This window comes from Bacillus sp. AFS059628, assembly GCF_002571225.1.
Classification (GTDB): Bacteria; Bacillota; Bacilli; order Bacillales; family Bacillaceae_G; genus Bacillus_A.
Map to the genome: position 1 here is coordinate 23,423 of NZ_NVEC01000038.1, position 12,506 is coordinate 35,928.

General features: G+C 34.3%; 14 protein-coding genes. 7 read left to right on the forward strand and 7 right to left on the reverse strand.

Translation table 11 applies throughout. The features are described from left to right. Window positions 1–431: 431 nt before the first annotated feature. Window positions 432–1,271 (forward strand): arylamine N-acetyltransferase family protein, encoded by an 840-nt coding sequence (locus tag COL05_RS13445; protein WP_098668976.1) that lies wholly within the window; start codon window positions 432–434, stop codon window positions 1,269–1,271. 93 nt (window positions 1,272–1,364) lie between these two features. Here COL05_RS13445 and COL05_RS13450 read toward each other — a convergent pair whose 3' ends face one another. Both COL05_RS13450 and exsG read right to left on the reverse strand, forming a co-directional pair. Continuing rightward, window positions 1,365–1,574 (reverse strand): hypothetical protein, encoded by a 210-nt coding sequence (locus COL05_RS13450; protein ID WP_142337477.1) that lies wholly within the window; start codon window positions 1,572–1,574, stop codon window positions 1,365–1,367. 162 nt (window positions 1,575–1,736) lie between these two features. Next, the gene (exsG, locus tag COL05_RS13455) at window positions 1,737–1,889 is read right to left on the reverse strand and encodes an exosporium protein ExsG (protein WP_000395678.1); all 153 of its coding nucleotides are present in this window, start codon (window positions 1,887–1,889) and stop codon (window positions 1,737–1,739) included. 256 nt (window positions 1,890–2,145) lie between these two features. Here exsG and ric point away from each other — a divergent pair, with 256 nt between their 5' ends. The 6 genes from ric (at window position 2,146) to COL05_RS13485 (ending at window position 8,457) form a co-directional block, all read left to right on the forward strand. Next, the gene (gene ric, locus COL05_RS13460) at window positions 2,146–2,853 is read left to right on the forward strand and encodes an iron-sulfur cluster repair di-iron protein (RefSeq protein WP_098668978.1); all 708 of its coding nucleotides are present in this window, start codon (window positions 2,146–2,148) and stop codon (window positions 2,851–2,853) included. 209 nt (window positions 2,854–3,062) lie between these two features. Continuing rightward, window positions 3,063–5,468 carry an NADPH-nitrite reductase large subunit gene (gene nirB, locus COL05_RS13465; protein WP_098668979.1) on the forward strand — a complete coding sequence of 802 codons (2,406 nt, stop codon included), beginning with the start codon at window positions 3,063–3,065 and terminating at the stop codon, window positions 5,466–5,468. A gap of 15 nt (window positions 5,469–5,483) precedes the next feature. Continuing rightward, the gene (nirD, locus tag COL05_RS13470) at window positions 5,484–5,801 is read left to right on the forward strand and encodes a nitrite reductase small subunit NirD (protein WP_087959673.1); all 318 of its coding nucleotides are present in this window, start codon (window positions 5,484–5,486) and stop codon (window positions 5,799–5,801) included. A gap of 58 nt (window positions 5,802–5,859) precedes the next feature. Further along, window positions 5,860–7,284 carry a uroporphyrin-III C-methyltransferase gene (locus tag COL05_RS13475; protein ID WP_098668980.1) on the forward strand — a complete coding sequence of 475 codons (1,425 nt, stop codon included), beginning with the start codon at window positions 5,860–5,862 and terminating at the stop codon, window positions 7,282–7,284. Continuing rightward, window positions 7,281–7,991: a sirohydrochlorin chelatase gene (locus COL05_RS13480; protein WP_098668981.1), complete on the forward strand. Its 711-nt coding sequence runs from the start codon at window positions 7,281–7,283 to the stop codon at window positions 7,989–7,991. Before COL05_RS13475 ends, COL05_RS13480 begins: the two co-directional genes overlap by 4 nt. Further along, a complete protein-coding gene (locus COL05_RS13485; RefSeq protein WP_098668982.1) occupies window positions 7,984–8,457 on the forward strand; it encodes a precorrin-2 dehydrogenase in 474 nt (157 codons plus the stop codon). Before COL05_RS13480 ends, COL05_RS13485 begins: the two co-directional genes overlap by 8 nt. A gap of 220 nt (window positions 8,458–8,677) precedes the next feature. Here the strand turns inward: COL05_RS13485 and COL05_RS13490 are convergent, their stop codons facing one another. The 5 genes from COL05_RS13490 to COL05_RS13515 all read right to left on the reverse strand — a co-directional run bounded on the left by COL05_RS13490 (window position 8,678) and on the right by COL05_RS13515 (window position 12,501). Next, complete coding sequence (locus COL05_RS13490; RefSeq protein WP_098668983.1) at window positions 8,678–9,595, reverse strand: AEC family transporter; 918 nt, start codon at window positions 9,593–9,595, stop codon at window positions 8,678–8,680. A 500-nt stretch (window positions 9,596–10,095) separates the two neighbouring features. Continuing rightward, complete coding sequence (locus COL05_RS13500) at window positions 10,096–10,293, reverse strand: PspC domain-containing protein (protein ID WP_064473971.1); 198 nt, start codon at window positions 10,291–10,293, stop codon at window positions 10,096–10,098. 257 nt (window positions 10,294–10,550) lie between these two features. After that, complete coding sequence (gene narK, locus COL05_RS13505) at window positions 10,551–11,720, reverse strand: nitrate transporter NarK (protein ID WP_000841865.1); 1,170 nt, start codon at window positions 11,718–11,720, stop codon at window positions 10,551–10,553. 80 nt (window positions 11,721–11,800) lie between these two features. Continuing rightward, a complete protein-coding gene (gene moaD, locus COL05_RS13510; protein ID WP_098668984.1) occupies window positions 11,801–12,034 on the reverse strand; it encodes a molybdopterin converting factor subunit 1 in 234 nt (77 codons plus the stop codon). Next, window positions 12,031–12,501 (reverse strand): molybdenum cofactor biosynthesis protein MoaE, encoded by a 471-nt coding sequence (locus COL05_RS13515; protein WP_098668985.1) that lies wholly within the window; start codon window positions 12,499–12,501, stop codon window positions 12,031–12,033. The genes moaD and COL05_RS13515 overlap by 4 nt, the downstream gene beginning before the upstream one ends. Between the last annotated feature and the right edge of the window lie 5 nt (window positions 12,502–12,506).

Here is a 12,506-nt window from a genome sequence, read left to right on the forward strand (position 1 = left end):
TAGTACCCCTTCTTCCTTAACACACGTTATTCTCTTTGTTTCCATCTCTTCCTTTTGAGAGAACACTATAAAAAAGTTTCTCAATAATTGTTAACCGTACTAAATCCAAATATCTTTAAATCATTATTGTCTATATAAAGTATACAAATCTTGAAAAAACTTTAGTAAAAAAACACTTTATTACCACCTAGTTATAAAAAAAGATTAATGAAGATATGTACTTTTATTTAATTTAATATAAAACAAACGAATAGAAACTTATGCTGTAAGACTTTCCTACGATTAAAAATTAAACTGAAATTTCTAAATAGATAATAAGGTTTCCAGAAACATATATTATGATAATTTTCGCAGACTTGAATTAAACTTTTAGAAGTACTAACCTAGCGGTGAGCAGAAGAAATTTCTGTAAAAAGAAAGGAGAATGCTTTATGATGACCAATTTACAAAAGGAGTTTTTTAAACGACTGAAAATTCCTGCAAAAGAAATAACATTTGATGATTTAGATGAAATTCTCTTACAAATGGGATTGATTCTCCCCTATGAAAATCTTGATATTATGGCTGGTACTATTAAAGACATCTCAAAAAATAACTTAATAGAAAAGTTACTTATTCAAAAACGAGGCGGTCTTTGTTATGAATTAAACTCCTTATTGTATTACTTTTTAATGGATTTTGGGTTTCAAGTATATAAAGTAGCCGGTACCGTTTATGATCTTTACGATAATAAATGGAAACCCGATGATGGTCATGTCATTATCATATTAAATCATAATTATAAAGATTATGTTATAGACGCAGGTTTTGCATCTCATCTACCTTTACATCCAGTCCCTTTTACCGGAGAAGTCATCTCTTCTCAAACGGGAGAATATCGAATTCGCAAACGAACTACCCGAAAAGGTACACACATTTTAGAAATGAGAAAAGGAGCTAACGGGGAATCTACAAATTTCTTGCAATCTGAACCTTCACACGAATGGAAAATAGGCTATGCCTTTACTTTAGATCAAATAGATGAGAAAAAAGTGAATAACATTCAAAAAGTGATTGTAGAGCATAAAGAATCTCCTTTTAATAAAGGGGCTATTACTTGTAAATTAACTGATTATGGTCACGTATCATTAACAAATAAAAATTATACAGAAACCTTTAAAGGCACAAAAAATAAACGACCAATAGAATCAAAAGATTATGCTCGCATTCTTCGTGAATCTTTCGGAATAACACAAGAAAAATATGTAGGAAAAACACTAGAAAGAGGATAGTTGACTAGAAGTATTTCATAATAAAGCAGATTCCATATTTAGAATCTGCTTTATTTTATATTTTGTTATAAAGAATTTTTTTGCTGGTATCCTTTAATTTCCAATGATATACTCATCATCATATTTATCATATTGGAGGCCTGATCCTATTTTTGTTTCCGTAACTTGATCTCTTAAAAACGGTGCAGCTTCCATTTTGCTAGTTGCAATTTCAATTCCATATTTTTTCGTTAAATGGGCTAACTCTATTAAAAACCACTCTCTTCGTAATGTAACTGGAATATCAAATGTTCTTCTTTTCATATATAATAGCACCTCTTTAATTTTCATAGCTTAAAAAACATTATAGTATATGCATGTCCATTCTAAATGTGCTATTACTAAAATAACATTTTAGTTTACATAAAATAATTATGTATTAGTAGAAAGAGGCTTGTCCGCCTCTTTCTACTGTAGAGATTTAAATTAAGAACATCTTGGTACACCTAAAGCTAAGAATAAACCTGCTACTCCCGCAGTAATCGGTACTTTTAACGTAATAACATCGTCTACTTTCGTTACTAAAAAGAAAGCATTACCTTCTTGTAATATACAAGTCACCAACAATTGGAATTCCATTCAAATCTCCTCCTTTCAATCGATATATTATACTTTATGAATTTCATTTAAAAAGGTAATGGGAAATACATCCATTTTATCCTATATATAAATAAATGTTCATCAGTCTATTAAAAATATTAATGTACTCTGTTAAATACCACTCCTATTATTCTCAAATCAGACACATAATAAGTGATTTCAATCACCACGTTGTTTTTCATTTATCGCTATTCTTAATTTAGATATTACATTTAAACTTTATGGAGGCATTCATATGGAACATATATTTACTGAAACTTCTATTGTTGGTGAGATTGTTACACAATTTCCGAAGGCTAGTGATCTTTTTAAATCTTATAGAATAGATTTTTGTTGTGGCGGTAATAAGCCACTTATTGATGCAATTCATGAAAGAAATTTATCGGCTTCTGAAGTACTTACAGAGTTAAATACGCTTTATCGTAATACGAAACGATTAAATGAATCTGAAATTGATTGGAAAAATGCTTCTTATCGTGAATTGATTGATTATATAATTCATAAGCATCATCGTTATTTAAATGGAGAGTTACCACAGTTAAGTCCATATGTGACGAAAGTCTTACGCGTTCATGGAGCGAATCAGCCTCATTTAGCTCAAATTCATAAGCTATTTCATGAACTTAAAATGGAATTAGAACAGCATTTAATTAAAGAAGAAACGGAAGATTTTCCATTAATTTTAGAATTTGAACAAAATCCAACCGATGAAAACTATGCAAAGTTACGTAAAGTAGTAGATGAACTAGAAAATGAACACAATCATGCCGGAAATATTATAAAAGAACTTCGTAAAGTAACAAATGACTTTACGCCTCCAGAAGGCGCATGCGGCACTTATCGACTTGTTTACCAACGCCTTGAAGCGCTAGAGTCTGATTTATTTGAGCATATTCATTTAGAAAATAATATTTTATTTCCGCGTGCCATTACGAAAGCATAAATCAAGTGCAGGACATGAGTATACATACTTATGTCCTGCTTTTTCATTTTGCAAAACATATCCACATCCCCCTCACACAAACTCGAATCTTAACAATTTATGAATTATTATAAAAGTGTGATAAATATCACATCTCCCTCTTTTTTGATTTTCTATAATAGAAATATAATCCTTTGTTCAATATTTCACATAAAAAAGGGGAAACGAAAATGAAAAAACGTTTAGTTATGATCGGAAATGGTATGGCTGGCATACGCTGTATGGAAGAAATATTAAAATATGATAGTGATTCATATGAGATTACTATTTTTGGAGATGAACCGCATCCAAACTACAACCGCATTATGCTCTCTCATGTTTTACAAGGCAAAACAAATATGCAAGATATCATTATGAATGAATACAGTTGGTATGAAGAAAACGAAATAACTTTGTATACAAATGAAAGAGTTCAAAGTATTAACCGAGAAGAAAAAATTATTATTACAGAAAAGAATCGTACTGTTACATATGACAAACTCATTATCGCAACAGGTTCTAGTGCTTTTATTTTACCCGTTGAAGGCTCTACTCTTCCTGGTGTAACAGGATTTCGAACTATTGAAGATACACAATTTATGATTGATACTGCTAAAGAAAAGAAAAAAGCTGTAGTCATTGGTGGTGGATTACTTGGTTTAGAAGCCGCAAGAGGTCTAATTGATTTAGGAATGGACGTACATGTTGTTCATTTAATGCCTAGCTTAATGGAGCAACAACTAGATACGAAAGCAGCTTCTCTTCTGCGTGAAGATTTAGAAGCACAGGGCATGAAGTTTTTAATGGAAAAGAAAACTGTAAAAATTCTTGGTACAGATCGTGTTGAGGGCATTCAATTTGAAGATGGTGAAGTTGTAGATTGTGATTTAATCGTAATGGCTGTCGGAATACGACCAAATACGAAAATAGCAAGAGATGCTGGTCTAATTGTCAACCGAGGTATTGTAGTCAATGACTATATGCTAACAAATGATGAATCCATTTATGCAGTTGGCGAATGTGCAGAACATGATGGTATCGCATATGGACTTGTTGCCCCTCTTTATGAACAAGGCACAATATTAGCGAAACATATAACAAATTTACAAACAAATGGATATACAGGCAGTATCGTTGGTACGCAATTAAAAGTTGCTGGTTGTGATTTATTCTCTGCCGGCCAAATTTATGAAGATGATCAGACGAAAGCAATATCAATCTTTGATGAATGTAAACGTTCCTATAAGAAAGTATTAATTCGCGACAATAAAGTTGTTGGTATCGTTTTATATGGTGACGCCGCTGATGGTACACGCCTCTTTAGCATGTTAAAGAAAGAAGAAGATATACAAGAATATACAGCCGCTTCCCTTCTTCACAAAGCTAGTGAAGAGAGTGAACTTGACGTTGCTACAATGAGTGCGGATGACACGATTTGTGGATGTAATGGTGTTACGAAAGATACAATCGTTCATGCCATTTTAGAGCAAGAGTTAACTACTTTTGAAGAAGTAAAAGGATGCACGAAAGCCGCAGGATCTTGCGGAAAATGCCGTCCGCTTGTGGAACAAGTTTTATCTCATACACTTGGAGATGATTTTGATGCTTCTGCGCAGTCTACTGGTATGTGTGGATGTACGACTTTATCACGTGATGAAGTCGTAGCAGCCATTCACGAGAAAGGTTTAAAATCTCCAAAAGAAGTACGAAATGTGCTTGGTTTTGTACAGGAAGACGGCTGTTCGAAATGCCGCCCTGCTTTGAACTACTATTTACGTATGGCGATTCCAGAAGAATATGAAGATGATAAAGCGTCTCGTTTCGTTAATGAAAGAATGAATGGTAACATCCAGCACGATGGTACATTCTCTGTTATTCCACGTATGTATGGAGGCGTTACAACAGCAGATGATTTAATGAAAATTGCTGAAGTTGCGAAAAAATACGATGTTCCTCTTGTGAAAATTACAGGCGCGAGCCGAATTGGCTTATATGGTATTAAGAAACAAGATTTACCTAACGTATGGGCTGACTTGCATATGACTTCGGGATATGCGTATTCAAAATCGCTTCGTAATGTCAAATCCTGTGTTGGTTCTCGCTTCTGCCGTTTCGGTACGAAAGATTCATTAGGACTTGGTATGCTACTTGAACAATCATTAGAAATGGTAGATACACCACATAAAATGAAGATGGGTGTAACAGGCTGTCCACGTAACTGTGCAGAAGTATTAACGAAAGATTTTGGCGTTGTATGTGTCGAAAATGGATACCAACTTTATATTGGCGGAAATGGTGGTACAGAAGTACGTGAAGCTGATTTTGTAATGATCGTCCCTACTGAAGATGATGTCCTTCGCATCGCTACAGCTTACATGCAATATTATCGTGAAACTGGTATTTACGGAGAGCGTACTGCCTACTGGACAGAACGATTAGGCTTCGATCACATAAAAGAAATACTACAAGATGCAAGTATGGTTACTACGTTAAATGAACGCTTCCAAACAGCTCGTAGCACATATACGGAAGCGTGGGGACAAGCACTAGAAACGAAGTCATTAAAAGCGATGTATGAAGTAGAAACTGTGAAATAAGGAGCTGTGATCTATATGATACAAACGAAAGAAAAAATAAAAGTTATGCGTGCGGAAGATCTTCCTATTCAAATCGGTAAAGAAGTGCAAATGAAAGGTATGTCTATCGCCCTATTCCGTCTTTCAAATGGCGATATTCGAGCTGTAGAAAATCGTTGTCCTCATAAAAACGGACCGTTAGCAGAAGGAATTGTATCTGGAGAATTCGTCTTTTGTCCGCTGCATGATTGGAAAATCTCACTAATAACAGGTGAAGTTCAAAAACCTGATGACGGCTGTATTCAAACATACGAAGTAGAAGTTATTGATGGTGACATTTATTTATACATGTAATTTACGAAAGGAAGCCTCCTCTGGCTTCCTTTTAAATAAAAATAGATGAGGTGCAATTATGAACGGATATGTATATTTAGTTGGTGCAGGACCAGGTGATGAAGGGCTTATTACAAAGAAAGCGATAGATTGTTTAAAGCGTGCAGATATCGTTTTATATGACCGTTTATTAAACCCTTTCTTTCTTCATTATACAAAAGAAACATGTGAACTTATTTATTGCGGAAAGATGCCAAAGAATCATATTATGCGACAAGAAATGATTAACGCCCACCTCCTTCAATTTACGAAAGAAGGAAAAATCGTTGTCCGCTTAAAGGGTGGAGATCCATCTATTTTTGGCCGGGTTGGTGAAGAAGCAGAAACTTTAGCAGCAGCGAACATTCCATATGAAATTGTACCAGGTATTACATCTAGCATCGCCGCTAGTAGCTATGCAGGTATCCCCCTCACCCACCGTAACTACAGTAATAGCGTCACTTTACTAACTGGGCATGCGAAAGGTCCTTTAACCGATTATGGAAAATATAATTCATCTCACAATAGCGATACAATTGCCTACTACATGGGTATAAAAAACTTACCTACAATTTGTGAAAACTTACTACAAGCAGGAAAGAAAAAAGATACGCCAGTAGCAGTCATTGAATGGGGTACAACTGGAAAGCAGCGCGTTGTCACAGGAACACTTTCAACCATTGTTTCTATCGTCAAAAACGAAAACATTTCCAATCCCTCAATGACAATTGTTGGTGATGTCGTTTCCTTACGGGATCAAATCGCTTGGAAAGAACGTAAACCATTACATGGGAAAAAAGTTTTATTTGCATCCGCAACGAATAAAACAAGTTCAATGAAACAAAAGTTACAAGAAGACGGTGCAGAAATATATCAAATTCCTACTTTCAAAAAGGTAGAATACATATTAACACTTGAACAAATCAATGAAATTTTTAACGTTGATCGTCTTGTTTTTTGTTCAGCTAAAAGTGTAGAAATATTGATGCAATCATGTAGTAAACACCAAAAAGATATTCGTTCTTTACAGGCAGGGCTGCAACATATGAACGTTGCCACTCAAGAAAAACTTATACGATATGGGCTACTAAGTAAACAAGCAGAGTTCTCTTCCGATACAACTGTTTATTTAGGACGAAATATTAACCGAATTGCTTTTATTCAAGAGAAAATTGGTGCTGGCTCCTATATGATGACTCATGAATATACAATTGATCATCGCTTCGATGAAGTCCATTCTCGGATGTTTTCTGAATTCTCATGGGATAGTATTGTGTTTGAAGGACGTGCCTCAATTGATACATTTTTATCAGAAATAAAAAGACTTGGCTTTATCGATATCCTTACTCTTCCTTTCTCGTATACCGACGTTCCAACTTTACACTATGCGAATAAAGTTGGTTTTCATCATGTCGATGAGCAATTACAAAATATGATTATGAAGAAAGATTTGGTGATACGATGAAAGGAATTGTATATGTTGGACACGGGAGTCGCTTGCAAGAAGGTAATGAACAATTCATTCATTTTGTTCAATCTGTTATGAAAGAACGTAACGAAAGAATTCAAAAAATAGCTTTTCTAGAACTAACAACACCTACCATTTCGGATGCAGTTACAGAAACGATACTAGAGGGAGCAACTGAAATCATGATTGTACCTGTTTTATTATTTGCAGCAACTCACTATAAACGTGATATTCCTTTTGAAATAGAACAACTACAAAAGAAATGTCCACAAATAACATTTTCAGTTGTACCTCCTTTTAGTACGCATCCACATATGGTGGAACTTGTAGTGAAAAAAATACGTGAAGCTATGCCAATACAAGGTAGTAGTATTTTACTCGTAGGACGAGGCAGCAGTGATACACAGCCGATACATGAGTTACAACAAATCGGAGCAATTGTCGAACGAAAACTCGGCATGCCAGTATCGTGTTCCTTTTTAACGAAAGGAACACCCTCTTTTACTGCTGAGCTGAAGACTATAACATCGACTGCCTCCCATGTATATGTCATGCCGTACCTTCTCTTTACCGGACTGTTGCTTCAAAAGATTAAGTTGCATACGAAAAAATACAATCACGTTACGACTTGTAACTGTCTTCAGTTTGATACATATATGAAGTTAACATTGTTAGGACGAATGGAGGAATGTGTGTATGTATAACATGTACCCTCTTATGCTTAATTTAAATAAAAAAGTGGTCGTTATTATTGGTGGAGGTAAAATCGCATATCGAAAAGCGTCTGGATTAAAAAATACAGGCGCTTTTGTCACCGTTATCAGCCCAGAAATTTGCGAGGAGATGAAGGAACTTCCTTTTATTACTTGGAAGCAAAAAACCTTTACTAATGATGATATTAAAGATGCTCACCTTATTTATGCAGCTACAAATCAACATGCTGTAAATCTGATGGTCAAACAGGCCGCCCACGATTTCCAGTGGGTTAACGTTGTAAGTGATGGTACAGAATCATCTTTTCACATCCCTGGCGTCATCCGACATGATGAATATGTTGTCACTATTTCAACTTCAGGTAAAGATCCATCGTTTACGAAGCGTTTGAAGCAAGAATTAACATCTATACTTCCTAATCTTATAAAAAAGCTTTCTCGTACCCACAAATTATAATCTATTTTTCGGCTAAAATAGGAATTACCTTTGGACAAACGTTTTTTAGAAGCGTTTGTTCTTTTTGTTTTGGTTTCTTTTTTGAATTAAGTTGCTTGATTATCGGACATAGTACAATTGTAAACAACACCTAATATTTCAAAAACTATTTCCCTCTCATATCGATGGGATTTCCGTCCATCATTTACCGCCTCAAATCCATTCGGTTTTAAACGTATATTCAAAACAAAATATATGATAAATAAATAACGACAGTTACTGTAATAATGCTGAAAAGTGTTGAAAATAAAACGATTTGTGCATGTAGTTCAGGCTCTATTTGATACTCCATAGCAATAGTTGATGTATTTCTTGAAGTAGGAAAAGAACTTGCAATAAATAATGATTGTGCAACAATACCATCAATGTTTAGTAGGTAGATCATGGCAAGTGCTAATAATGGTCCCATCAATAACCTTCCAATTAAAGCCCATGTTATGACTCGATGGAAAAAATTAAGGTTAATGTTGGATAATTGCGCTCCTAGCAATATGAGTGCTATGGCAACAAAACTATTCGCAAGCTGATTAAGAGGTAGAAAGATAGAATTAGGTATTTGAATTGTAAACGATTGAAAGAGAATCCCTAGTACGAGCGCATGAAATACAGGCAGTCTTAGAAATGATTGAATAATACCTCCGATTGTTTTTGTTTCTGATAGTAAGTTATATATCCCATATGAGTAAGTTAAAAGATTCTGGAAAATCACAATGAAAATCTGAATGGAAATCCCCACTGGATTGTGACTGAAAATCAATTGACTTACTGGTAATCCATAATTACCGGAATTCATTAACGAAATGCTATTTTTTAGAGCTGCACTTTCTCCTTTTTCTAACTTTAATGTTTTTGAAATGAAATGACTTACTAGCATTAGACTCAGACTATAAAGCATTAAATAGTACATGATCTGGAGCAACAAACCTGTTTCTATACTAATATCATATATATTCACAAATACAGCCGCTGGCATCAAGCAATAATTAATAAGTGTAGATAGCTGCTTTAAGTTAAATTGGAACTTCCTTTGTAAGATTGCACCAATTAGCATCAATATTAATATTGGTACTATTACGTCTAATATAATGAAAATAAACATTTAAAACCTCATTCTACATATATTTTAGTTGGATTAAACGCTCTCTTTTCTTTAACATATCAAACATGACTCACAAAGAAAATTATGAATTATTTATACAAATTCATAATTTTATCTTATCAACCTAAACTGTATTCTTTATTTTAAGTTTACTTTTTCACAATATCCATTAGCCTTACCCAAAAATCTGGGCCTAAAAAATATGCAGTTTTTTCTTGTTATAGATACCTTTATATGTTTTTTAAATTTCGGAACATTTCAAGCTATTGATATATTTTTATACATATTAATAGACGGCTTTTAGAAAGGAGCGACTATTTATCGATTCGTTAGCGATCAATAGTCATCGTTTAATTTAAAAGTTATTATTTTCGTTCTCGATATATTCCGACAAGGGCAAATTCCCTTTCTAGTACGCGAAACGTGTAAGAGGCGAAGTACCTTTAGCTACTCGTTCCTTTAAAGTTCCCCATTGTGGAATTAGATTTAATTTTATACATTTATCGTTTAATTTCTTTATCTGTAGGCAAAACAATTGCAGCAATTATATAAAGTAACACTGTAAATCCACTAGTAAAAAAAGCTGATAATGCAGTTACTATGCGAAGAATACTTACATCAATTCCATACTTATCACTTAAGCCACCTAACACACCTGATACTTGTTTATCTTGAGTGGACTTATATAACTTTTTCATCTAAACAACCCCGATCCAATTAAATATTTGCTTTCTAAAAATTAGTTTAAACTTTGTGCCTGAGCTAACCTGCCCTTTAATTGAATAACATCTGATATCTATATTTTAACATAAAATTCCATTACCCTTCTGTTTTTCATTTTAAAACCACATTATTTTAGAAAACGAACATTTGTTAAGATATTAATAAAAAACATATTGAAGCCTATTACTAAAAGAACCATCCCAAAATACTTCGGGACGGCTCTTTTTCTTTATTAATGATTTTTTAACATCACTAACAGCTTTTCTTGACTATACATCCACACTGTAATGATTAAACAAGCAAGTGCGACTTCTGATAATGCCATAAATCCAATTGCATAATGGCCTGTTAGTTGGAATAGTAATGTTAAAATTAATGGCGGGAAGAACCCTCCCAGTCCTCCTAAAGCTGAAACGAGTCCATTTACAATACCAGCTTGTTCAGAGAAGTACATTGGAACGAGTTTGAAGATCGTACCATTACCAATCCCTGCGCAAAATGCGACTAATAAGCAACCAAATGTATACACATTCATACTAGGCATAAATGATAAAATAATACCTGAAAGTGTTAAACCGATAAATACGAAGATTAATATTTTAAATGGGTTAAATTTGTCACCGAGCCATCCACCAACCGGACGCATAATTGTTGCGAGTACAATGAATCCAGCTGTCCGCATACCTGCATCCACTTTTTCTAATCCGAAGTGAGATACTAAAAAGTTTGGTAAGTACACTGTAAATGCGACGAATGATCCGAATGTTAAAAAGTAAAAGATACATAGAAACCAAAGTTTTTCATTTTTATATACACCTTTTATTTGTTCCATTAATGGTGTATTCACCTTTTTCTCCTTACGATCGCCTAATAAAAAGTTCATAAGTGCAAACGCTGCAAGTAAAACTAAATAACATTGTACTGTCGTTCTCCAGCCAACTGAAGTTGCGATAACAGGTGCTAAGAACGAAGTAATTGCTGTTCCGGCGTTACCGACACCGTAAATACCATTTACAAAACCGTGACTCTCTTTCGGAAAGTATTTCGGTAGTGAAGTTACACCTACGGAGAATACGGCCCCACCAATTCCGACAAATAAACCACCAATAATTAAATCCATCATTGAATTGGCAACACTAATATAAAAGACAGGAAATAATAATAGAATAAAACTAATAAAGAATAATTTTCTTGCTCCGAAACGATTTGTCCAATAACCAATTGGAATGCGAAGAACAGAACCTAAAATAACCGGTACTGCTGTTACCATAGAAATTTGTCCCGCAGTTAATGGAATATCCGCTTTAATATAAGGCATTAATGATGATAAAATGACCCATACCATAAAACCGATAACTAGATTAGAAGTTTGTAAACTTAATTGAAAATTAGGACTTTTCATCCTGTTCCCTCCTATGTATGTATAGTTATATTCATTCCCTCCAGCCTAATCACGTCCTAACATGATTAGGCTGAAAAGAATCAACCACCACTTACCGACGGAATCATTGCTACGACATCGCCAGTTTGAATGATGTCATCCTCATTTGCATACTCTTCATTTATAGCAACCATAATCTCATTTGAAATCGCTACGTTGTATTCCTTAATAAGTACCTTCTTTAGTTCAGCAACTGTAATATTTTCACAATCGATGTGTAATGCTGGTTTGCTTACTTCTTCTTGTAAATGTGCAAATAATAGTACTTCAATCATATTTTCATCTCCTTTCCAGGTTCGCCATTCTCATACGCTAACTTCTCTAACTGATCACCAATCCAAGATTCACCATCTTCCCAAAACTCTTTCTTCCAAATTGGAACGATTTGTTTTATACGCTCCATAATATATTCGTTCGCCTCATAGGCTGCTTTCCGGTGTGGTGTAGAAACAGCAACGACAACAGCAAGATCAGAAATTTGTAATATACCAATGCGATGTGTAATGGCGACAAATGTCCCAGGCCACTTCCCCTCTACTTCGGTGCCAATTCTCTCAAGTTGTTTTTCTGCCATTGTTTTATATGCTACATACTCTAAATATAGCGTACGACGGCCTTTCGTAAATTCTCTAACAGTACCAATGAAAGTAGTAACTGCACCACACTCACGATGAATTACTTTGTTTGTAACTTCCTCAATTGAAATTGGTGTATCAATTACTTCATAATACAGATGTGTCATCTTGC